This is a genomic window from Pseudopedobacter sp. (assembly GCF_040392825.1).
Lineage (GTDB): Bacteria > Bacteroidota > Bacteroidia > Sphingobacteriales > Sphingobacteriaceae > Pseudopedobacter.
Genome location: NZ_JBEBVH010000028.1, coordinates 1 through 25073 on the forward strand (window position 1 = coordinate 1; position 25073 = coordinate 25073).

The window sequence follows — 25073 nt, forward strand, 5'->3', positions numbered from 1 at the left end:
TGGAAATTATCTATTCGGGTTTCTTTACCTGGCTGAAAAAGTAAATCTGTCCCTTTATCTGCAATACTATGGCCGCCCTTTAGTAAAATGTCTCCTAAAACCGACCATGCTTTTGCCGCCAGTGCCGGATCCCTGACACCGCTAAGCCACTTCATTTCGTCTATATTCGGTGTCAGTAAATAAAGTTTCTGCAATATGCATTGCCATTCATTACGTAAAATACTTTCCTGGAAATAAAAACCCGAGGAACTTTTCAAAACCGGATCTACGATAATTTTGATATTTGGATTTCGCTGTTTCAGATATAAAATCACTTTGTTTAACGCTCTGGTAGATTCCATAATTCCAATTTTACACACATCAATTTCAAATCTATTAAACAGTATATCAATTTGTTGATAAATATCATCTAAAGCTATCCACGAAGTATCATGTACGCGTTTATCGTCCTGATGGGTTAAAGCACTTACAATACCAAATGCATAAGCTTTTAAGGCTTCTATAGTTTTTACATCTGCCAGTATACCTGCTCCCGCACTGGGATCAAAACCGGAAATGACCAAAACATGCGGACGCTTTATTTCCATAACTCCTTGATTTTTTTGAATTGTAACACTGCTTCTTCAGGTTTCTGCCAAATGAAGCCCAGCAAGGCTGCACCTTTAAATCCAAGACTCCTCAAATACTTAAAGCTATCATCTTTAATACCACCTAAAGCAATTAAATTAAACTGTTTATTATTATTACTTAAAGTATCACTACAAATAAATTCATTATAATAATCAGGCTTGGAAATACTCTTAAGCAGCGGACCAAAAAAGGTATAGTCAAACAGCCGTATCTCTTCGATATCTTCAAGATCATGTAAAGAAGTACTTAAAGTGTAACCATACTCTCCAAGCATACAGAACTCATTCTTATTCAATACCCTTCTGTACCTTTCCGAAAAATGTAATCTTTTCATTGCAAATTCATTTGCCAACTCGTGGTACTGGTGTAAAGCTATACGTTGACGATATACCGGCTTAATCTGTTTTAAAAATTCATGGATTGCTTCTATAGCGACGCCAGGCTTTCGCAAATGGAAAATTTCAAGACCTTCATCAAACAAAGCATTTACCAATGTACTTTCTCCATCAAGCATTTCGGGATGAGAAATAACAATAACTTCCATTACAGATAAATCTCGCTTCCCTTGTCTTTAAATTCTTCAGACTTTTTCGCCATTCCTTCTTCAAGTACTTCAGATTCGCTTAAACCTTGTTCTTCTGCATAAGCCCTTACATCCTGCGTAATCTTCATAGAACAAAAGTTAGGGCCGCACATGGAGCAGAAATGTGCTATTTTGGCGCCATCAGCGGGCAATGTCTCGTCATGAAATTCCCTTGCTGTATCCGGATCCAGAGAAAGATTAAACTGATCTTCCCACCTAAACTCAAATCTGGCCTTGCTTAAAGCGTTATCCCTATACTGTGCTCCCGGGTGTCCCTTGGCCAAATCTGCCGCATGCGCAGCTATCTTATAGGTTATTACACCATCCTTTACATCCTTTTTATTGGGTAGCCCCAAATGTTCTTTCGGTGTTACATAACATAACATGGCGGTACCATACCAGCCAATCATCGCAGCTCCAATGGCAGACGTAATATGGTCATAACCTGGCGCAATATCTGTTGTTAAAGGACCTAGTGTATAAAAAGGTGCTTCTGCACAATGCTCCAACTGTTTCTCCATATTTTCTTTAATCATGTGCATAGGAACGTGACCTGGCCCTTCTATAATGGTTTGCACATCATGCTTCCATGCAATTTTTGTCAGCTCGCCTAAAGTTTCCAGTTCTGCAAACTGTGCCGCATCATTTGCATCTGCTAAACAACCCGGTCTCAAGCCATCACCCAAAGAGAATGAAACGTCATAAGCTTTCATGATTTCGCAGATTTCCTCGAAATGCGTATACAGGAAATTCTCTCTATGATGTGCCAAACACCACTTCGCCATAATAGAACCACCTCTTGAAACAATACCTGTTATACGCTTAGCTGTCAATGGAATATATCTTAGCAATACACCAGCATGAATAGTAAAGTAATCTACACCCTGTTCGGCCTGCTCTATCAGCGTATCTCTAAAAATTTCCCAGGTCAGGTTTTCAGCCTTTCCATTTACTTTCTCTAATGCCTGGTAGATAGGTACCGTACCTATAGGCACAGGAGAATTTCTGACAATCCACTCGCGGGTCTCGTGTATATTCTTCCCTGTAGATAAATCCATAATCGTATCGGCCCCCCAACGACAAGCCCAAACTGCCTTTTCTACTTCTTCTTCTATAGAAGAGCTTACTGCAGAGTTACCTATATTAGCATTAATCTTCACTAAAAAATTCCGGCCAATAATCATAGGCTCTGCTTCGGGGTGATTAATGTTTGCCGGAATTACAGCCCTTCCTGCCGCTACCTCCTGCCTTACAAACTCGGGCGTAATCCAACCTTTTGGAGTAAGTGCACCAAAACTATTTCCCTGATGCTGCTTTGCTAAAGTTTCGTACTGGTCGCCTAAGGTTTCTTTCAATATTTCTATCTGCTGATTTTCTCTAATGGCAATGTATTCCATCTCTGGGGTAATCAATCCTTTTTTTGCATAATGTAATTGGGTTACATTCTGTCCATCTTTTGCTTTCAGCGGAAAAGCATTCCTAACAAAACGCAGATGATCTAACTTTTCATCATTTAAACGTTGTTTCCCATAATCGGAAGTAATCCCGGCTAAACGGTCAACGTCATTTCTATTCAGAATCCATTGCTCTCTCAGTTTTGGAAGTCCTTTTTTAACATCAATATCTATATTTGGATCAGTATAAGGGCCACTGGTATCATAAACCGTAACTGCCGCATTTTTCTCTGTTAATCCAAAACCATTATGCACTCTGGTTTCTGTCAAAGAGATCTTACGCATAGCTACCTCTATATTGTGTATGTTCCCTTTAACATATATTTTCTCTGATGCCGGGAACGGATCTCTTGATATCATATCCAAATCTTTACTTGTAGTTTCCATATGTTTATGTTTTATTTTATTGTTGAATAAGCCCGACTCAATATCATTTCCATGAATTAAGAGGAATATGTGGCTTTATATTAATAAATCATCCGCCCTGCGTAGCTCTTATGAGCGTTAAAGAGTCGTTTTCCTGGAGAATATGATTGACCCAAACAGATTTCCCCACAACAACCTGATTAACAGCCACTGCCATTCCAAAAGATTTTTGATGCGGAAACAGATCTTCCATCAACTGCAGAATAGTTGTTTGATCCGGTACTTCGTGAAATTGATGATTAATTTTAATTTTCATTCCTAACAGTTTAAAAAACAAAACTTTAGGAACGGCCATATACAGACGTTACAATGCAAAGCTAGCGCTTCTCACTTTTCCCTTCGGCAGTATGAACTGCATCAGGTTCAGAGGGTATAATCTCAGCCCGCAAACGGGACACCCCTAAAGTTTGCTTCAAAACTAGGCATTATTTTGATAATAGCAAATTACGTATACAATTAAGATGCGCCTTTAGCGAGAGTCGTTAAGTTTTAAACTCGGTTTATTAAAACTTGCAGGTATTTTAGAGTCTTTAAGTATCTCATTGAATAATAGAAAAGCCGAAATCGCTGAATACTCCGAAAAGGTTAGGTAACATCCCAATCAAATTTCTTTCTGAAGTTTTCCTCTTTTGTCTGAATGACACATTTTTATTATTTCCGCCCAAGTAGTGTCTTCTTTCAGAAAGACACTACGAAAATATAACTGACTATCGCAGAATCCTTTCCGAGAGACCACCTCCCGGACTAAAAAACAGAGAACCAATATATTATATATTCCTTCTAGCCTATAAATCCTTCGATCGTCTAAATTGAGATTGCTTCGTTCCCGAATTAAGTTCAGGACAGGCTATCTTCTTCGCTATGACGCTCTATGAATGTCATTTGATTCAAAGGCCTGCGAAGCCTGCCTCGACGGCAGGCAGGCAATCTCTCATCAGGTAGCCCAAGATCTTTAGCTCTGAGACTTGAAAATCTCCTTATTTAACCAAAGTTTTTATCATGTACTAAATATAGCCGAAGAACGGCCCTGCCTGCTTATACACAACCACCGTATACAGAATCCGACAACTCATTACATACCACATCGTAAAACCCGACATATATATGCAGATGCGGATACCTAACAGAAGAGGCCGCCTCACCCAAATCCCAGGTAAAGCACCCTTCTGATATTTTTGCACCGCCTTCATCAAACCAAATCTGTCCGTTTTCAATAGCATAGGCCATAACCAAAAGAATCCCACGTTTGTACTTGTATTGCACAGTGTCCCACTGTATATGAATATTGTTTTCTTCACGCGTGACTGCCAAAAGAGGAGGCTTCATCAAATCTCCCCTAAAGACCAATACCTTTTCAGGATTGATATAGGGTACATTATCTTCGCCATAATCGATAGCATTCCTGAAAGTATGGGATTGTGCTGCTTGAAAAGTACCTACCCGGCTTCCCTGAGGAGCTATATTCCTGTAACCAAAATCGATTACCTGTTTTAAGGGTTTCAAAAACTCTGACACGGCCTTCATCCGCGCCCTATTGAGCAGGGTCAATGCTGTCGGTTTTCGCCTGACCACCTTGGGTAAACCACGGATAACAGTCTGACCATTTAACTGATAACCTACGATACTGCCCACTTTCCCCGAAAATGGACCGTTGATACCATCTTTAAGTATTGCCATAATATACAAAGGTTTATAAAGAACTACCCTATTAGGATACGGGTATACTATAAAGATACTCATAATAGTAATTAACTATAAATAAAAGAATGTTAAAATAGTGATTTTATAGAGCTGTACCTCTATGAACCCTCTATAAACCCTCTATTTTATCACTAATATCTCTCTTCAAAAAGAAACAGAGTGGCGAATAAATTATTAGTCAATTACAGATGAATAAACCATAAATACAGAGGGGTGTAAAAAGGTGGCCGCCGATCAGATAGACTTCGTTGTGACCTTTCCGATAAGCTCTATCTTGTGGACACGTCTTTTACGATGGCTTTAAAGTTTTCTTCGTCGGGGCAGCAGTCTCTTTCCTAAAGGACCCTACGATAAAAGTAGTGCTTGCTGACTTAATGAACTTTATCGGCCTGGAATACTATCAAAAGGAAGTGTTTTCTCTGAGTAATCTTTCAGAAATACTAAACAATAGCATCCCCAACTGCTTTCTACTTTCTCAGTCGAGGCAGGTGGATTATTACATGAAAGAAAGTCTCAGAATCCGGAAAAAGATAACAGGCTTTAATGAATTAAACAGAGTTAAAAAACTCCTGTATGAAACCAGATTGCTTTGGAACTTCTTCGGAAAAATCAAATCATGTATAGAACAATACCTAAAGCAGACGCATACCAATACCGAAGCAGGTGCGAATCGGGGCCAATAAACAAACGGAGTTTCACGGACTTTAATGGAATTTGACGGACTTAGAGGCTTTTAAAAATGTCGAAAGGTGTTATAGGGAATACAATGGTAAACATAATAAAAAATTAGGCTTATTTTCACAATTCCGGAAACAAAAAAACAAAGTCAACAATTTAATTATTATATATGCATATCCAATAATTTGTTGAATCATGGCTCTTAAAAGTATTAATCCGTTTACCGGAAAAGTGATTAAAACTTATCCAGAGTATAGCGATAAAAAAATAGAATCTATTATCAGGGCTACTCAAAGCGACTGGATCAGACTAAAGGAAACCAGTTTTAAGCAACGCTCTGTGTGGATGCACAACATAGCCAAAAGTTTATATAAGGAAAAGTATGACCTGGCTAATTTAATGGTTTCGGAAATAGGCAAACCGGCAGCAGATGCTGTTGCAGAAATAGAGAAATGTGCCAGTGTTTGTGAGTATTATGCAAATAATGCAGAACAGTTCCTTGAAGATGAATTTATAGAGACGGAAGCACAAAAAAGTTATATCAGCTTTCAACCCATAGGAATTGTTTTAGCCATTATGCCCTGGAATTTCCCTTTCTGGCAGGTTTTCAGGTTTGTGGCTCCTGCCTTGATGGCCGGAAATGCAGGTATCCTAAAACATGCTTCTAATACTACCGGATGTGCTTTGGCTATAGAAAGAATTGTGAAACAATCTGGTTTTCCGGAAAACTGCTTTAATGCCATAGTAATTTCGAGCAGTAAATTAGATAAAACCATAGAAAACCCTTTAATTAAAGCTATTACACTTACGGGAAGCACTAATGCCGGAAAAAAGGTAGCTGCTTTGGCAGGTAGTCTCGTTAAAAAAACAGTTTTGGAACTCGGAGGATCTGATCCTTATATTGTTCTGAAAGATGCAGATATAGAAATGGCTGCAGAAACCTGCGTAAATTCCAGATTGATTAATAACGGACAAAGTTGTATTGCAGCAAAGAGATTTATTGTGGAAAAAGATATTGCAAAAGAATTCATCAGGTTATTCAAGTCCAAAATGGAAGCAAGGAAATTCGGAAATCCATCGAATCCTCAATTCCACCTGGGTACTATGGCCAGAGAAGATCTAAGAGACGATTTACATAAACAAGTATTGGCCTCTATCAATCAGGGAGCTAAATGCATTTTGGGTGGTTATATTCCCAAAGAAAAAGGCGCATTTTATCCGCCTACAATTCTTACTCATGTAAAGAAGGGAAATACGGCCTATCAGGAGGAAATCTTTGGACCTGTTGCCGCTATTATTATAGCTAAAGATGAAAAAGAAGCTATTGATATTGCAAACGATACAAGTTTCGGATTAGGCGGTGCGTTATTTACCAAAAACATTAAAAAAGGAGAAAAATTAGCAAAAGAAAAACTACAGGCAGGTTCATGTTTCGTAAACAGCTTTGTAAAGTCAGACCCCCGGCTTCCTTTCGGCGGAATAAATGAGTCTGGTTATGGACGCGAGTTGGGCGTTTATGGCATTAAAGAATTTGTTAATATAAAAACGGTGTACATTAAATAATTATCCTGAACTACTGCCTATTAAAAAATAAAATTATGGAAATACTTCGTCAGACGTTTGACTATTACTTAACTATTGCCGAAGAAAACCTGGCAAAAGCCAGTAAGGAATCTAATCCGGCCAAATGGCTGTATAAAAATAATTTCAGGACTTCTCTCTTTATGTTGGAAGCGTTAACGAGGGTCTATCAAAAAATAGCTGATAAAAAAATTTTTGAAAAGCTAAATAAACACTTCAAGTCCGGTGAAGATTTAATAGGCGAAATAGATTTCTTCTATTACTATGCCGAAATTTTAGAAGATGAAAAGGTGAAGGCCGATTTAACAAAAAAAGCCGTCGATAAAGAAGAAGAATATAACAAGCTGTTAGCCAAAAAAGACTGGTTAAACGGCAAAAGAATAAAAAAAATACGAAAGCAAATCTCTGATATTCCCAATCTGGACATTGAAGAAGAGACGGCAAAGATCAAAGACTTCTATAAAAATGAAATAGCAGAAATTATTTCATTTAGTAAAACATCAGATTTTAAATTCGAAGATATTGAAGATGATGTTCATGAGATAAGAAGAGATTTACGCTGGTTGTCCATTTATCCTCAGGCATTTTTAGGGCTTTTTAAATATGCCGACAATCAGGAAAAACAGCCTGAATATATACAAAAATACCTCACGGACAATATCGTCAATTCACCATACAATGTATTTCCGACAACTCTGAACTTCAACGATCATATTTTAATAAATAAAGATTATTTTTTTGCTTTAAGCTGGGTTATTGATGCTATTGGCGATTTAAAAGACGAAGGTTTAAAGACCGAAGCTTTGCATTTAGTTGATGCTGACAGTCCAAAAGAAGTGGAAATTGCTACACTTCTAAAAAGATCTGAAGAAATTCTGGTTCCATTCTTTAAAGAAGAAAACCTCAATCATCTCGTTCAGAACTAAAGCAAAATTACTTATAGCTGACTACTTTAATAGTTATTATTTCCGCAAAGCCTTATCTTTGCGGAAATTTTTTGTCATGAGCAAACACGGGAGAATATTAGTAGCAATGAGTGGTGGTGTAGACAGTTCTGTAGCTGCAGTAATGTTACACGAACAAGGATATGAAGTGATTGGACTTACCATGAAGACCTGGGACTACGCTTCTTCTGGCGCAAATTCTAAAGAAACAGGCTGCTGCAGCCTGGATTCTATTAACGATGCCCGCTCTCTGGCTGTGGGTTACGGCTTTCCCCATTATATATTAGATATCCGCAACGAATTTGGTGATTATGTAATTGACAATTTTGTAGATGAATATTTAGCCGGACGTACACCAAACCCTTGTGTGTTATGTAATACCCACATTAAATGGGAAGCTTTGTTAAAAAGGGCCGATAAGCTGGACTGTGAGTTTATAGCAACAGGACATTATGCTAATATCAGGCTTCAGGATAATGGACGGTACGTAATTTCTAAGGGAAAAGATGAAAACAAAGATCAATCTTATGTTCTTTGGGGCGTTTCGCAAGAGAATTTAGCGCGTACCAAATTCCCTTTGGGATCATTTACTAAAGCTGAGATCAGACAAATGGCTTTTGATATGGGTCAGGAAGACTTAGCTAAAAAAAGCGAGAGTTATGAAATATGTTTCGTTCCTGATAATGATTATCGTTCTTTTTTGAAACACCGGGTACCCGAACTTGAAACTGAAGTTGCAGGTGGTGATTTTGTGCTGGTGGACGGAACTAAAGTAGGTAAACATCAGGGTTACCCCTTCTATACTATTGGACAAAGAAAAGGGCTTGGAATTGCTTTAGGCAAACCTATGTTTGTTACTCAGATCTTACCGGAAAGCAATACCGTTGTTTTAGGAGAAGAAGCAGATTTGCAGAAAAAGGAAGCTACCGTTAGAAACTTGAATCTGGTTAAATATGGTTCTATTACAGAGCCATTGGAAGCGGTAACCAAAATTAGGTATAAAGATCCTGGTACGTTAAGCCATATTCATCAGGAAGGAGATTTAATGAAAGTAAATTTCCATCATTCGGTTACAGGAATTGCACCCGGACAATCTGCTGTCTTTTATGAAGGCAACGATTTATTAGGCGGTGGTTTCCTGATGTAGGGATAAATCTTCATTTTGTTGTAGCATAAATGCAAATCTTTTATCTTAGTTCTTCATTAAACAAAACTATGATCAGGAGATATTTTTCTTTTGCTATAATTTCAATATTGGCTTTTGCCTCCTGTACAAAAGAAAACAATGCTCCTAAACGAAACTTAGGGTTTGAATATTACCCTTTGGAAAAGGAAAAAGTTTGGATCTACGATGTAGATTCTACTTTTTATGATGAGTTTTATAATGGCAGAGCAACTAACTATCTTTTCCAGATAAAAGATTCTATAGCAGATACTTTTACCAATCTGGCCGGCAATACTGTTTACAGATTAGAAAGATATAAGAAAAATTCGGATAGTAATATCTGGACTTACCAAAAAACTTTTACCAGAAGTATTTATTTAAGATCAGCCGAAGAGCAGATAGATAATCAAACTTTTATTCGTTTTGTATTTCCCCCAGAATTGGGCGCAGTATGGAATGGTAACTCCAGAAATACTTTAGAAAAGCAGGATTATAGAATAACTAGCTTTTCTGAAACTATACAAATCGGAGAAACAAGCTATAACTCTGTTGCAGTAGTACAACAATCTGATGAATTTAATCTGATAGATGAAGATATCGTTAGCGAAAGCTATGCAAAAGGTATCGGACTAATAAAAAAGGATGTCAGACAAATAAAAAAAGACATATCTTCTGGAAAGATAATGCATGGCACAATATGTATTATGTTATTAAACCGCTCCTATTAATTTCACATTTTAATTTAGGCACTTGATTTGAATTATATTTCACCAGTCAGGAAATGGCTCCTGAACTAGAATGACTAAGGGTGAACTTATTTAAAAGCTATGGAGCAGAAAGCTTCAATTATATGTGATATTACCAACAAATTTTAATCAGACCAGTATTTATTTAGTGTAATTTTTGGGATAAAAAATTTATTATCCCTTTATTTGCGGTAAAATCGAGAATTAATGGCAAAAAACTTACTCATTGTTGAGTCTCCGGCAAAAGCAAAAACGATAGAAGGTTATTTAGGTAAAGATTTTTTAGTTAAGTCAAGCTACGGACATATCCGGGATCTTAGAAAAGACGATGGTGCTATTGAAGTTGACAACAACTTTAAGCAACATTATGAAATACCGTCTGATAAGAAACAGGTAGTAGCCGAACTAAAAAAACTGGCTAAAGATGCTGAAACTGTGTGGTTAGCTTCCGATGAGGATCGCGAAGGAGAAGCCATTGCCTGGCATTTATTTGAATCTTTAAGTTTAAAAGAAGACAAAACAAAAAGGATTGTCTTTCATGAAATTACAAAGCCTGCAATTACTAAAGCCATTGAAAATCCCAGAAACATAGATTACAATCTGGTGAATGCCCAGCAAGCCAGACGGGTTTTGGATAGATTGGTAGGTTTTGAGCTTTCTCCAGTACTTTGGAAAAAAGTTAAACCTTCCTTATCTGCAGGTCGTGTTCAATCTGTTGCTGTTCGTCTTATTGTAGAAAGGGAAAGGGAAATAAATCTATTCAATGCAGAGTCTGCTTATAAGATTATTGCCATTTTCAGTACAGGAAAAGGAAAAGAATTATTTAAGGCAGAGCTCCCTCAACGATATGCTGAACAAAAAGAGGCAGAAAAATTCCTTGAAGATTGCAAAGCTGCTTTATTTAACATAAATAATTTAGAAGTAAGGCCTACAAAAAGAAGCCCTGCCCCTCCTTTTACCACTTCTACCCTGCAACAAGAAGCTGGTAGAAAGTTAGGCTTCTCTGTTTCAAGAACAATGTCTATAGCTCAAAAGCTATACGAAACAGGAAAGATAACCTATATGAGAACAGACTCTGTTAATCTTTCAGAAACGGCTCTAAATGCTTCCGAGAAAGAAATCAACAATGCTTTTGGAAGTAAATATCATCACAGACGGGTTTTTAAAACAAAATCGGCAGGTGCTCAGGAAGCTCACGAAGCTATCAGACCAACTCATTTTGAATGGCATACTATCGAAGGAGATGCTTCTGAAAAAAGATTATACGATCTGATCTGGAAAAGAGCTATCGCTTCGCAAATGAGTGAAGCACAATTCGAGAAAACAACTGCAAAAATTGGTATATCTACGCGTAAAGAAGAATTGGTTGCTAATGGCGAAGTTCTGAAATTTGACGGCTTTTTAAAGGTTTATTTAGAGTCTGAAGATGAAGAAAGTGATTCTCATTTAGATGATAAAGCCGATAACGGGATCTTACCTCCATTGCAAATTGGTCAGGAACTTACATTAAATGAGATGACAGCCATGGAAAGGTTTACCAGACCTGCTCCAAGGTACAGTGAAGCTTCACTGGTGAAGAAACTGGAAGAATTGGGTATCGGGAGACCATCAACCTACGCTCCTACGATTTCTACTATTCAGAATAGAGGTTATGTTGTAAAAGAGGATCGTGAAGGCCGTACCAGAAACTACAAAACATTCACTTTAAGAAGTGGCGAGATAAAGTCGGCAACAAAATCTGAGGTTACAGGTACCGAAAAAGGCAAATTATTTCCAACAGATATCGGTGCTGTAGTTAACGATTTTCTGGTAGAACATTTTAAAGGTATAGTAGATTTTAACTTTACCGCTACAGTGGAAAAGCAATTCGACGAAATTGCCAATGGACTGAAAGACTGGACAGATATGTTGAAAAAGTTCTATCAGCCTTTCCATTCTGAAGTTGAAGACACCTTAAAAAATGCTGACAGAGCCACAGGAGAAAGATTACTGGGTATAGATCCGGAATCTGGCAAAAATGTATATACTAAAGTTGGAAAATTTGGACCTATGGTTCAAATTGGTGAACTTGATGAGGAAGACAAGCCTAAATACGCCAGCTTATTAAAATCGCAGTCTGTAGAAACTATTACATTAGACGATGCATTAAGTTTATTCCAGCTACCATTCCAGTTAAATGACTACCAGGGCAAAGAAGTTTCTGTTGGTATTGGAAGATTCGGACCATATGTAAAATGGGGTGATACTTTTATCTCTCTTCCCAAAAATGAAGAGCCTCTTAGTGTAACAGACGAAAGGGCTATAGAGATTATTAACGAGAAAATAAATACCGACGCTCCTGTTGCCGAGTTTCAGGGACACCCTGTTTCTAAAGGAAAAGGCCGGTTTGGGCCATTCTTAAAATGGAAAGACCTTTTTATTAATGTTCCTGTGAGATACAATTTTGACAATTTAAGTCAGTCAGAAATTAATGAGTTGATATCAAACAAAATTGAGAAGGAAGCCAATAGATACATTCAACAGTGGGAAACAGAAAAAATTGCCATAGAAAACGGTCGTTGGGGACCTTTCATCCGTTTTGGAAAGCAAATGTTGAAACTTGGAAAAAATCCGGCTACAGGACAAAAATATACCACAGAGGAACTTGCTAACGTTTCTTTAGACGAGGTGAAAAAACTAATTGTGGAACAGGTTCCGGATGCTTTCGAGAAAAAAGCGAAAAAGACTACGAAAAAAACCACAAAAAAATAAATACTATTAACAGAATTGGGGATAGTATACGGTTCTTTTAAGTATTCTCATTTCTGTTTTTCTGTTCTTAAGTCATGAAAAAAGATTTGCCAAATAATATTGTTGAGGATATTTCGATAGCCGTTGTATTGGAAAAAGAAAGCCCCGAAAGCAAAGAATGGAGCGTATACCTCATTAACCAGAAAAATGAGGACATTAACAATGTATTGATTACATCTAAAGGCTACGGAACTAAAGACGGCGAAGAAGTAAAAACAAGTGTTTTAAGGCACATGATCCCGTTAATTGAGAAAAAGTCATTCGCTAAAATTGAAATTATAGACGAACAGGTTTTTGGATTAAATAATGAATACTGGATTTCATATTATATCGGCAGAGATATATACGATAAGAAGTTTATTTTCTTACCAGAGAGCATTGTAGAATCTAACTTCATTAAAATTCCTCTTGTAAATAAACCCGGTGTAATGATTGGGCAATAAACACAAACGGGAGTTGAAAATTTACCTCCCGTTTGTTTAAAAAGCTATCTCATTTCTTTTTAGCTTTCTCTTTATTCGCTTTGTAGCGCATATCTGCGGTACCATCTTTTTTCTTAGGCCCTTCCGAAGTTTTATTTTCTTTGTAGCGCTTGTCTGGTGTTCCATCAGCTTTCAAATGCTTGGCATCAGTGGCTTTTGCTTCTGCCTTCTTGGCTTGTGTAGATCCCGTTGTTTTAGTTTCTTTTTTGACCGTCTTAACAGTTTTTTCCGGACTTTTTGAAGCAGGCGCCCCTGTCTGCGCAAATACAGTAGCTATTCCTAATACTGTTATTGCTACAAAACTCATTAGTTTTTTCATGGTTTTATGTTTTAAAAGAGTTTATTAAACTCTATTTAAATTTAAGTATAGAAATTACAATCCACAAAATATATGATCATCTTTTATTAATAAATAACCTAACTTACGACCTGTAAGACAGACAAGTTCCAGCGTGAGCTTATATTATAGAACAATTCTCTCCTCCTTTTCTTCGCTCTAATTGATCTCTATCGTTTTTTCGTTGCTCACAGTAAATTTCATTCTGGCCGAGGTTTTTAAACCTGAGGCAGATATTGTTTTTCCCGGATATTGTTGGGCAATAAATCTCAATAAGATGCCTTCCGGACTTGTTAGTTCTCCACCTATTCCTCCTTCTACATGAAACATTTTAATTTTATAAGAAGATATTTCATATCCTTTGCCCGGGATTATAAAATAGGCTTGCCCAGTACTTCCAGCTGCTTTCTGACTGATTACTCCTGTTGATATAGGTTGATTTTTCTTCTTGTCAACTTTATAAATCCATCCCCTTCTAACGGGTTCAGCCTGACCTATAGCAATACTTGCTTCTACCGTTTTTCCTTCGGCCTCTACAGGAAGTATAAAAAGGTTTGAGTTTTTCCCTTTTATTATCAGATTCTTTCCGGACACCGTAACAGGATATTCGCTTTGAAACAATGCTTCATAAAGATGCTTTTCTGGTTTTTCTGCCTGCATCCAATCTATCATCAGCCATACGCCAGGTTTAACAAATAGAACATCTCTTTGATGTTTTATTTGTTGCAATTCTTCTGTTTTCTGTTCTCCTATATAATTAAAATTTGAATAACCGTTGTTGTAAATAGCACTTAAAAAGTCGTATTCATCGTTACTGAGCCATAAGGCATCATTTGGTTTTTTGTTTTCATATAAAGAACGTTGTCCTTCTCTTAACTGACTTAGACCATTAGGTACAACTGTGTTATGTGCAAGCGATGAGCGATAATATTTTCTCCATACACTTGCTTTGTTGTAAATATAGAATCCGGGATCTATCAAAAACGGTTCTCCGTTAGCAAATAGTTCAAAGCTCAGTTTATCTTCCTGCTGATGGGCCAAACCATAAGGCCCCGCTTTAATTGCCATGTAATTATCGTTTTTGGCCCAACCGGAGCGCATTACATAATATCCCGACCATTTAAATGCTACAGAACTATAACCTGGTTTTGCCCCCTGTGTTCCGTTACTACCAAACCATCTGAGAATTTCATTATCATTTGTAACATTTGCTATATTTCGTACCCTTTGTCGGATTTTTTCGCCTTCATCTGAATTTTGTACCATTTCATTAAATGCTGGTATAGATCCATTTGGGCGGGAAAAGTCAGCAAGAAACCTTGCCATGCTCTTTAATTTATCAATAAATTCAACGGGAGTTTTATTTCCGGCAAACCGGGATACTTCCATAAATTTGGCAAATTCAGACATCACTCCCTGGTGATACCTCGGACAAAGTTCTTTTTCAACTCCATCAGGATAAACCACATGTTCCATTTGATCTAATCCTCTTTTCAATGCCCAACTTGCCCAGTCTCCCGATCTCTTAAACTCCGGAAATGCCAATGCTACCTGCTGTAACACATACGCATCTGCAACTCCCATATTATGGTAGTTCAAATACGGATATTTCTCCATCCTTAACAGATGGTTATAAACTCCCTGTAAAATAATAACAAAATCTTCACTTTTCAGGTTAGATGATTCTAGAACAGAAAACAATGAATAAACAGTATTTTGAAGCCTGGAAGATACTGAAAGTTTACTGTACATTAATCTGTCAAATTCTGAAGGTATATTATTGCCTGCTTGCTTTTCATTAAGTGGAACAGGAAATTTTGCGATAAAATCACGCATCAGATATACAAGTTCAATCGCGTAACGTTCGTCGCCCGTTTCCCTGTAGGCTTTTGCTAAAAAAGGTAATCCCCTAAATCTAACTGTATTCACTACCCATTCGGGGTTTAGATCCAATCCGTCTTTTCCAGTAGGGTTATATAACCAATCTATACCATCTTTAAATGTATATGTAACGCCCTGAAAAGCGTATGTCCTGTTTAATAACAGCTCCGCAGCCGGTTGTTTACTTTTGCTTTGTCTGATAGCTTGTATCTTAAATATTTTCTGTACTAGTTCTTTGTTTGTCAAAAAATATTTATGGAGGGCAATACCTGCTTTTTTATAATCACTGGCATCTACTGCAGTTTTTACGTCTTTTAAGCCTGATATTTTATAATCTAACTGGCTATAAAAATCTTTAGGATTTAATGAAAAAACGGAATAATCATAAACAGGTTCCTGTTTTGATTGGGCCACCGATACTTCATTACTCCAAATTGTAATGCTCAATAGCATTATCAAAAAAGTGCATACTATTTTTGTTATTCGCATTATGTTTTATGTATTATCACTCTTTTTACAACACACTTATTTTTTCTTAGGCGATTTTGTCTTAGTTACTCTTATTATAGACGGTAAATCTATCTCATTTAAAGATGCCTGGTCCTTATCTGCACTTAAAATTTCTTTTTTTAGATTTTCTGAAAATAATTGAATTTTATATCCTTTATCTACTTTTAGGGAGCTGATCTCTTTAGCATTTATTCCCATACTTTCGATATCAGTTGCGGTATAATCTCCGGGAATAAGCAAAACAGAACATCCTTTGAAATCAATTTCATTAAAAAGCGTAGCTCCTGATGGTTTTTCTTTATAAATTAACTCAAAAGCTTTATCTGCGTACCTGCCACCAAGTACTCTTTGACTATAAGTATCAAAGTGCGGATCATTTTTTGCCAGATTTATAGAAGTGAGACCATCTGAACTTACATAATCTGCATATGGAATACTATCTTTCACTAGCCTGATTTTTGGGTTAACACCCAATCCGCGATTATTCCATTTCCCTACCTCACCTGCTATAAATGGAATATTGCTATCACCAAGATCTGTTCTCAGATCAGTAACAAGCTTTTTTAGTCTTTGCAAATAATGCACACTGGACGTTTTAGAATTATCGCCCTCTCCCTGATGCCATATTATCCCTTTAATTTTCGATCCGGGAGTTGCCGCCAATGCTGCTTTTGCTTTTGCTACGGCTTCTTCATACAAATCAAAATCATTTTCGCCTGTATAACCTTTTTGCCACCAGCTAACCGTTGTCCCTCCACGGGCGTTAGATACAATTCCTATTTTTCTATTTGTATAGAAGGCAATTTTCTTAGCAAATGTATATCCGGGACTTAATCTTTGCTTTGATGGCTTTTTTACTGAAGAATAACGATTTGTCCCTTCTAATTCTGTATTTCTTACTTCTTCCCACTCGCCCTTATCATTAAATAGATACGCATTTTTTAACGCCACAGTATCAAGACTTTCTATTGGTCCTACACCCGCCATGTTAGATTGGCCAATTAAGAGAAAAATATCTGTAGGCGCACTTTTTAATTTATTTGCTTTGTTCTGAGCTATGCCACCTGTTATCGTTAAAAACCAGCATCCCAATACCAGTAATGGTTTATACAATAGATTTTTCAAGTTTATATTTATTATTTCTAAATGAGAGATTATTTCAAAATTGTTTTTATTAGCTTTTCGTATGCTTTTGCATATTTAAGCATGCCAATATCTGTTGGATGAGTCCCGTCTACAGAGTCGTTCATATCCAAACCAATATCTTCACGTTTTAAATAAAATATTTTTTTCACTCCCCCCGACTGCAATTCTTTATAAGCTTCAAAACCTGTTTTATTAATAGTATTAATGCCCTTTATTCTGGCACCATTCATTCTGCCCTCAGTATAATGCGAACCATCAACCAGTATTATGGGAGTTTCGGGATACTTTGCTCTGATAGCATTTACCGCATAAATAGTTTTGGGTTTTATATTTTCTATCTCACCTCCCAGGTTGGGCAAGCAGTCCAGAATAAAAATTTTAGCTTCTTTTTCTACGATTAAATCAACTACTTCTTTTTCCAGCTTTCCATTACCAGAAAACCCAAGATTAACTACAGGTATATTCAATTGTCTGTTCAGGATATTAGTCCATGCCATACCTGCTCTTGACGCACATCCTCCCTGTGCAATAGAGGTCCCGTAAACAATGATGGGTTTTTCAGTAGAAACTGGAATAAACTTAAATGTACTACCGATTGGGACGCCAATTTCTAACCATTTTACACCGTTATACAACGGCAGGTACAAATGGAAATTTCTACCGTTTTTATATTTTTCCTTTTCCAGCGACAAGCCGGTATATGTATATGTGATAGTATCTTTAAAATCGTATTTTCCGTTAGCCCACAGCCACGAATTATCAGAATTTTCAGCAAATAAATCTACACCGGAAACTCCTGTAGCAGGAAAATGATTCATTGCATACCCACTTCTTGGTCTGGAAGTCGTATATCTAATAATTATTTCCTCTGCGTTCGTATTAAATATCAACTTTAAACCTGCTGCATTTCTTGATAAATTCCAGACTTCTTTTCTTACACTTTTTTCTGCATTAGCAGGTAATCTATCATAAAAAGAATTTACGGTATTCTCATTCCATAATTGTTGATGCAAAACCGGGGATTTTTCTGCGGACGGATTGTACCATTTGATCTCTTCTTTCACCTGAGCAACAGAGATATTTATTGATACTAGCAAAGCGGATAACAATGAGATGTTAAATGGAATTTTAGATTTTAAATATTTACAAGCAATTTGATTTCCCATGTCCTTTAGATATTTTTTTATTCTGGTTATGATTCGTGTACGTTACCATAAAATAAATAAGATTTATAAATTATCAAAATATATTTCAATAATTGAGCATTTCAATACTTTCTACTGTTCTTATTTACATGTCAAAATAGCTGCAATAGCGTAAAAGGTTGTAAGTAACACTTCTTTTACGCTCTTACAGTTATGGTTCACACCTGTTTTCAAAAATTTTCGTCAAATTTTAATGAATGTTACTTTCTCACTAACTTTCATTCCCGATAAATACAATACATAGGTACCGGGAGGTAAAGCAAATGTTCGTATTTCTATACGATTATTACCTGGTTCCAATAACACCGATTTTGTTGATAAAATACGCCCCTGTATATCTATTATTCTAATATTGGCTTCCTGATTTTCTGCAGAATAATACAGTAATTCCATATTATCTTTTACAGGATTAGGAAATACTTTAAACATGTTATTTCCAGTAGAATTATCTTCTTTTTCATACTTATCCGGAGATGAAAATAAGTCCCTAGACATTAGGAAGCTTTCTTCGTCCACAAAATGCATTTTTATATTACTTACAGTTGCCGTTGCTGCATTGGCAGATGGTAACGTACTTTGGTTGCCTGTAAACAGAAAAGCATTAATATCTTTTCCCCTTTCTAAATCGGCAGCCGGAAGCACAGAGAGCTGTATTCCGTTTGCCCAAAGGTGATAATATCCCGCATTAACGGTATAGGTAATTCCTGCTCTTATATAATTCTGAGGAAAAAAGGAATTATTACCGTATACTTCCATATTATACGTACCACCTTTTTCAAAAGTAGTATTGTCTAAAGTCTGGTAATTAACAGTTGAATCTGTAATTTTTCTATAAGCCAACGTCATATTATCACCTGTACCCATTGCCCATCTCAAAGCCGTAAACAATTCTCCGGCTAAACCTGTCGCCTGAATTCCAGAACCATTATTAAAAAATGTTGATCCGGTTGATTGATTACCTATAGCAAAAGTCCAGTAACCGTTAGTAGGCAATGTATTAAAATCTATTTTAAAGAAAATACTGCTAACGGCAGATTCTCCTGTTTGATAAGCAGAAAATTTGCCAATTGTCCCGGCACTCGAAGCTGTCATCTTTAAAGATGTTGAAGAACCTGTTCCTTGTAAATCAAACCTGGGAGCTCCACTGGAACTACTCACCCTGGCTGTGCCCAGAGGTGGGTAAGGCAGAAAACCCGGGGAAGAATTACTTGATAACGAGACTCCATTTGTCCAGGCTGTACCTGATGTACCTGTACCTGTGCCTGTGCCTAAATTATAGTCCCATGCTGTACTTGCAGATTCCCATATACCAGGAGTAGTTGTTGGCGTTCCTGATTTCACGAGAGTAATGGTCGAAGAAAAACCATGCATCAGTGTAAAACTTACATTCAGTGTATTATTTCCACCCTGAGAAACAGCGACATTACTATTGCTTTCTGCCACATTCCAGTTTCCATCCAATACTAAGTTTATATTACTTTCGGTAGCTAACCAATAATATACAAGGGAAGATGCTGTAACTGTATTAAGATCAGGATTGGTAACTGTTACTTTTAATGTGTCTCCGCGTTCAATTATACCTACCAGCGCTCTATTAGATATACTTTTTATATAACCTACGTTTACTTCGGATTGGGGAGAGAAAAACACATAGGATGTTGTGCTGTCCGGAAGGTATTTAACAGCATGCAACGTATCTGTTTGTTTAAGTATCTGATAAATATTTCCGGATGAAAACTGCGAAGCTAAACTTTGCATATTCTGGGGAGTAGTTCCCGGAACCACAACAAACTGATATTTTCCGGCAGTTGGACTTGTTCCATGATTAATCCATGCTTTGCTGGCATTGGCCGTGGCTGTTACATTAGCATCATCTGATGATTCTAATGGTGTAGATTGCGAACCTCTGAAAACAGTTATATTTCCATTTCCTTGTGGAATGTAATATCCTGTTGTTTGCGCATTCAACAACCATAAACCTGATGTCGCAGTGGATAAATTGCTATTATATGTTCCTGTAGTTGGCGTAATAGAGTTGATATAAATAGCCGGATTAGTTGAAGCGTTGATGGCCTGAAATAAATTAGTGGCGACATTTCCCAGACTGTTACTGGTTGATATGGTACTACCCAAACAGACTAAAATACTATCGAAAGCAAAAACTGATTTTCTGAACTTGAGATTACTGGTGGTATAATAAGTCTTTGCATCCTGAGAAAAATCCATACCAAAAATTCCATCTCTGCCTAAAGACGACGCTCCGGCAAAGCTTCCTAACTGGAACTCTGTCGATGTAGGTTTCAACGCCAGTAAACCCGTATAATTCGGAAAATGTACTGTTGTCGTTCCCGGCATAACGTTCCAGTCCCAACCATCTCCATCCCTGATATATCCACTAGCACTTAAACTCCCCCCATATAATACTTCAAGTGAACCATAACTTTGATACCTACCCCAGCGATTATCTCCCGCATTTATCTCTGAACCAAATATTTTATTGGTAAAACCACGTGTTACTATTGTCCAGTTATTCTTCCGATGTACACCCATTGATCCGTAATTGAACTGATGAAAACCATTATAGGAAGCGGAAGGAACAGAATAGGTACTGGTTCCTGTTATATAATTATAAAATCCTCCCATTTCGGGGTCTGCGGCTACCCCTTTTAGATCTCCGCCTATTTCTACAAACTTTCTAAAGTTTAGTAAGCTAACCGGTACCGAATTTTGAAAAGGCGTTCTTCCAGATTCTGCCTGAGAAAACACTGTACCTTTCGATGTTGTAAGAAACAATGACTTTATCGCTAAACTCATATTTTCATAGGCTTGCTGATTTATCTTAAATTCTGTTCCTCTTAACCGGTGTATCATGTCTATCCATACACCCCAGGCTGTCATATAACTTACATGATACGATTGGTGATGATAGCCCAAACCATCTGGTTTCATTCCGTCCCTGGCTCCCATAGATGGTTCTATAATTCGTTCCATAAAACGTCTTACACATTTAAGGTCGCGTACTGCAATGCTATCCGGTTCTGCCAGCGCTAACTCGAACAATGTCTTTGATTTCAGATTCAGGAAATCAACATTATAGCCGGGTATATAATCAACACCGTATACAATATTAAATTGGTGAGACCATTTAAGCATTTTTATAACTTCCGATCTTAGTTCTCCGGTATAAACATTAAGTGCTTCTAAAAAACCTATAGGAAAATTACGGGCATTGGCATATGAATTTGTCCGGAGTACATTCCTGCCCCCTTCTGCCAAACCCTGATCCAGCAGATATTCTGTAAACTGCAAAAGTTTGTCTCTTGCATCTGTATCTCCATTGTTTATATAGCCTCTTGCCAGATACCCGCAATAGGTTGAGAGCTTAACCAGTGTATCTGCATCGTGAAGGGCAATTAATCCACGTCCTTTTATGCTACCGTCTGTATTTGTACCTATTGCTGACATTTGCACATAGGCCTTAGCTGCTGATAAATCAGCAGGATTGACATTACTTAAAGTACGTAAAAAATTGGTTCTTACCTGTGAAAGTCCCGTTAGTTCAGGACCGGAAGGTGTTGTTACAGAAATATCGGGTATGTTTAGCCATGTTTCCAGTGCGTTGCCATTTTGGCCATTGGCATTATTCTTTCTGAAATGATGATAGTCCAATACCATATGTGGACCGGGGATACGCACTTCTGCATCGCCTATAATCCTTGCCTCATCAATATAAAGTGTTTTTACAGATGCTGTATTTTGGGGTTTATAAATAATATTACACTGACTTAATACAAACCCAGCCATGGTATTTCCATTATCATAGTCATAATAATAACTCCGATGATAATCGCGCCAACCTTTATAATTCAATAACATTTTACCTTCCCGCCGTTTTACTCCTGTATTATCAAAGAATTGAAAAAGCAAGGTATCATTGGAAACTTCGGGGCTATAAATAAAGACCTGACAAGAGCCGGATAAGGTGCTGGCTATTTCCGTGGATGGTATCCCCAGATTAAATGCCTTAAGCTGGTTGCCATTTTCCGCCGTCCATTTTAAGGCATTTCCTCCTCCTTTAACATGATCTGATGATAATGCCAGTGGAGTTGAAGAGGTAGTAGTCCAGTTAGCGGGTATACTTGAATTAAAGTCGACAAAACGTTGCTGTGCTGTACTTTGCGCATAATTAAATGCGATATTGCTAAATTTAAAAGTTGCATCGGCAGTTGCTGCACCTCCCAGATTGCTAACTCCAAAAGAATTAATTACTTTATTAACAGCCAGTTCAGGCACTCCACCAACCGCAGTTGGGAAATTAAATACTCCACTTAAGTCTAAACGAATACCATTGACCCATATCTGATACGTTCTAGACGGTATTGTATTGGTTTGTGCATTGTATATATAATTTTGGCTAATTGAAGAGTTGTTCATAAAAACCTCTACATCATAAGCAGAACCATTCGTAAACACATTATCATTTATCAGCTCGTAAGTAGATGAAGGGTTTGTTCCGGTAGTATTTTTACGTACGGCAAACTGTATTTTCCCTGCAGCGTAAGACCATTGCAATACGGCAAATAAAGAAGCTTCTGCTACAGTAACAGAGACATTACTTGCACTTGTAAACACACTTCCATTTGTCGTATTGGTATTTCCTAAAGCTAATCTTACTCTTCCTGCCGTTCCCGAAACTCCTATTTCTACTCGCGTAGCAAATCTGGTAATTTCTGATGCCTCAGGAATTTTCCATATAGAAAATTTTGTCACACCTCCCTGAGTAAGTCCTATATTCAGGCTATTAGGATTAACTGAGGGTGATAATTGGTAAAATCCGTTAAAAGAAGAATGTCCAGATACACTTACATAGCCTTCTCCTGAAGGAGGTGCTGGCAACCACCCTGTAGATGACCCCGCCGGAGAACTGTAATTATAGGAAGATCCAGTGTATATTAAAGGATTAGGCAATGAAGTGTTTCTGCTTCCGTTAAAATTATAATTCCAATTCAGGCCTTCATTTTGCCATTTTGTAAACTGAGCATTCACAGAACCTACTGCCACCATCAATCCGAACATTAATAGATAAATTTTTTTCATGATTTTATACAGTTATATTGGGTTATCATTAATAAGATTTACGCGTCCCTTATTCTTTGGCTAAAAAGTGATTTTTTAAATTCGCTTTCGGCTGCTTCTGTTTTGATTTATTGTGTGCGCACACTTTTATTGATAAATTAGTTTACAAATTTGATACTTTGTATACTTTCGCCACCTTTTACGGAAAGCACATGAACACCTGACCGAAGAAATGATATGTCCAGGTTAAGCTTGTTTTTACCTGCCAAAACCTGCATTTTCTGATTGTACAACTTACGCCCATTAATATCTGTTACGCATAAGTCGACAATAGAAGAGGTTTCGCTATAGTACATTATGCTAGATACCCCATCTTTTTTAACAATTTTTAATGTACTGTCTCCAAGAGATGTATTTACTGCAATAACTTCTGACATAGAATAATCGCCACTATTATCTACCTGTTTTAGCTTATAATAATTTACCCCTGACAAAGGACGAAAATCTGTTGCCGTGTAATTCATAACATCGTTAGAATTACCTGTTCCTAAAACTCTGGTGACTTCACTGAATGTATTTCCATCAACCGAACGCAAAACCTCAAAATGAGAATTATCTTTTTCTGACAAAGTCTTCCAGTTTAGTTTTACAAAATCGCCATTGTAGGTTCCGGTAAATGCAGCTAAAGAAACGGGAAGTGTAGATGATGTTGTACTTACATAAGCTACTTTAAAGTCACTTATTTCTATAGAACCATAGCCCAGTTCAGCTGTTTCAGTTGATGTTCCTGTTGTATAAACCATAAAAGCATTTAATGCTTTCCCCGTACTTATAGCTGTACCAATGCCTGTTGTTGCAATATCATATTCTCCTATTTTAACACTATTAATGAACAAATGGAATGTTTGGGGCAGAACAGTATAAATATTATTATCAATTACATAATGCTGAGAGTCTGTACTATTATTACAATAAACTTCCCAGTTAGTATTAGTACCATTGGCATTAAGACTAACACTATTAATAGGATCAAATGCCAGTGTGCCATTATTTGCAGTACCTGTGCCTGTTGCAACTTTCGTAACTTTTCTATGTCTAAAAGCCAGAACAGGTTGATTTGGGGTATAAGAAATCCTAAGTCCTGTAAAAATTGCCTCTCTTGTATAGTAAGACTCAGTATTCGAATGATTACCATCTCTGAAAACAGATCCTAAAACATTCGTAGTACTAAGACCATCGTTATGGCCAAAAATCAGATAATAATCTCTTGCATAACCCGGTGTAACTATATTTTCATTTTCATCATTATAATGTGTTTTCAAGTTAAACGAATATTTGGCAATAGCTGTAGCTTTGGTAGCGTCTATACTTCTTATAATAAACTTATTTAAGGCATTGGTTGCATCAATTTTAAAAGATTTAATATTCTCATCTTCTTTAATTAATGAATATCCTGACTGAGTTGCGCTTGCTGCTCTTACCTGTACGGTTGTTGGATCTCCTTCAGATAAAGGTGCAGGAAACCATCCAGGAGCTGTAGTTGTCGAGGTTACTGTAGTTCCTACAGTGAGCTGATCGTCTTTAAATCCATCTGTACCACCTATCTTTTGTATCGTATAGGAGTTTACAAAAGTTCCACCTCTGGTTTCATTAAGATTATAAGTCCAATTAGTACTCGCACCATTCCATTCTTTATCCTTCTCTTGTGCTTTTACCATAGAAATACAGAAACAAATAC

At 37.1% G+C, this 25073-nt stretch carries 17 protein-coding genes and 1 riboswitch; of the genes, 6 read left to right on the forward strand and 11 right to left on the reverse strand.

Features of this window, described 5'->3' with window-relative positions; all coding sequences use genetic code 11:
* The 5 genes from ABWO41_RS03495 to ABWO41_RS03515 all read right to left on the reverse strand — a co-directional run.
* Positions 1-587: bifunctional hydroxymethylpyrimidine kinase/phosphomethylpyrimidine kinase (locus ABWO41_RS03495; protein WP_353133506.1), on the reverse strand; the 587-nt coding region annotated here is incomplete at its 3' end.
* Complete coding sequence (locus tag ABWO41_RS03500) at positions 578-1174, reverse strand: thiamine phosphate synthase (protein ID WP_353133509.1); 597 nt, start codon at positions 1172-1174, stop codon at positions 578-580. The genes ABWO41_RS03495 and ABWO41_RS03500, both read right to left, overlap by 10 nt.
* Positions 1174-3054, reverse strand: a complete 1881-nt coding sequence (gene thiC / locus ABWO41_RS03505) for a phosphomethylpyrimidine synthase ThiC (RefSeq protein ID WP_353133512.1) — start codon at positions 3052-3054, stop codon at positions 1174-1176. The genes ABWO41_RS03500 and thiC overlap by 1 nt, the downstream gene beginning before the upstream one ends.
* Positions 3055-3142: 88 nt before the next feature.
* Positions 3143-3349: a sulfur carrier protein ThiS gene (gene thiS, locus ABWO41_RS03510; RefSeq protein WP_353133515.1), complete on the reverse strand. Its 207-nt coding sequence runs from the start codon at positions 3347-3349 to the stop codon at positions 3143-3145.
* A gap of 61 nt (positions 3350-3410) precedes the next feature.
* Positions 3411-3505: riboswitch (TPP riboswitch) on the reverse strand.
* A gap of 623 nt (positions 3506-4128) precedes the next feature.
* The gene (locus tag ABWO41_RS03515; RefSeq protein WP_353133518.1) at positions 4129-4770 is read right to left on the reverse strand and encodes a DUF6266 family protein; all 642 of its coding nucleotides are present in this window, start codon (positions 4768-4770) and stop codon (positions 4129-4131) included.
* A gap of 897 nt (positions 4771-5667) precedes the next feature.
* Between ABWO41_RS03515 and ABWO41_RS03520 the strand changes: the two genes are divergently transcribed.
* From ABWO41_RS03520 to ABWO41_RS03545, 6 genes are all read left to right on the forward strand, one after another.
* Positions 5668-7035 (forward strand): NAD-dependent succinate-semialdehyde dehydrogenase, encoded by a 1368-nt coding sequence (locus tag ABWO41_RS03520; RefSeq protein ID WP_353133521.1) that lies wholly within the window; start codon positions 5668-5670, stop codon positions 7033-7035.
* Between the two features lie 35 nt (positions 7036-7070).
* Positions 7071-7979 carry a hypothetical protein gene (locus tag ABWO41_RS03525; RefSeq protein ID WP_353133524.1) on the forward strand — a complete coding sequence of 303 codons (909 nt, stop codon included), beginning with the start codon at positions 7071-7073 and terminating at the stop codon, positions 7977-7979.
* 76 nt (positions 7980-8055) lie between these two features.
* Positions 8056-9144: a tRNA 2-thiouridine(34) synthase MnmA gene (mnmA, locus tag ABWO41_RS03530; RefSeq protein ID WP_353133527.1), complete on the forward strand. Its 1089-nt coding sequence runs from the start codon at positions 8056-8058 to the stop codon at positions 9142-9144.
* A 68-nt stretch (positions 9145-9212) separates the two neighbouring features.
* Positions 9213-9890, forward strand: a complete 678-nt coding sequence (locus tag ABWO41_RS03535; RefSeq protein WP_353133530.1) for a hypothetical protein — start codon at positions 9213-9215, stop codon at positions 9888-9890.
* A 225-nt stretch (positions 9891-10115) separates the two neighbouring features.
* Entirely contained in the window at positions 10116-12659 is a 2544-nt protein-coding gene (gene topA, locus ABWO41_RS03540) for a type I DNA topoisomerase (RefSeq protein ID WP_353133533.1), read from the forward strand.
* Between the two features lie 74 nt (positions 12660-12733).
* The gene (locus tag ABWO41_RS03545; RefSeq protein WP_353133536.1) at positions 12734-13141 is read left to right on the forward strand and encodes a hypothetical protein; all 408 of its coding nucleotides are present in this window, start codon (positions 12734-12736) and stop codon (positions 13139-13141) included.
* Between the two features lie 49 nt (positions 13142-13190).
* Here ABWO41_RS03545 and ABWO41_RS03550 read toward each other — a convergent pair whose 3' ends face one another.
* The 6 genes from ABWO41_RS03550 to ABWO41_RS03575 all read right to left on the reverse strand — a co-directional run.
* Positions 13191-13499, reverse strand: a complete 309-nt coding sequence (locus tag ABWO41_RS03550; protein ID WP_353133539.1) for a hypothetical protein — start codon at positions 13497-13499, stop codon at positions 13191-13193.
* A gap of 177 nt (positions 13500-13676) precedes the next feature.
* Positions 13677-15845 carry an alginate lyase family protein gene (locus ABWO41_RS03555; protein ID WP_353133542.1) on the reverse strand — a complete coding sequence of 723 codons (2169 nt, stop codon included), beginning with the start codon at positions 15843-15845 and terminating at the stop codon, positions 13677-13679.
* A gap of 78 nt (positions 15846-15923) precedes the next feature.
* Positions 15924-17033, reverse strand: coding sequence for a sialate O-acetylesterase (locus tag ABWO41_RS03560; RefSeq protein WP_353133545.1), 1110 nt, complete (start codon positions 17031-17033; stop codon positions 15924-15926).
* Between the two features lie 29 nt (positions 17034-17062).
* Positions 17063-18220, reverse strand: a complete 1158-nt coding sequence (locus ABWO41_RS03565) for an SGNH/GDSL hydrolase family protein (protein ID WP_353133548.1) — start codon at positions 18218-18220, stop codon at positions 17063-17065.
* A gap of 222 nt (positions 18221-18442) precedes the next feature.
* The gene (locus tag ABWO41_RS03570) at positions 18443-23356 is read right to left on the reverse strand and encodes a polysaccharide lyase family 8 super-sandwich domain-containing protein (RefSeq protein WP_353133551.1); all 4914 of its coding nucleotides are present in this window, start codon (positions 23354-23356) and stop codon (positions 18443-18445) included.
* Between the two features lie 137 nt (positions 23357-23493).
* Positions 23494-25073 (reverse strand): T9SS type A sorting domain-containing protein (locus ABWO41_RS03575; RefSeq protein WP_353133554.1); only part of this gene is annotated, 1580 nt, incomplete at its 5' end.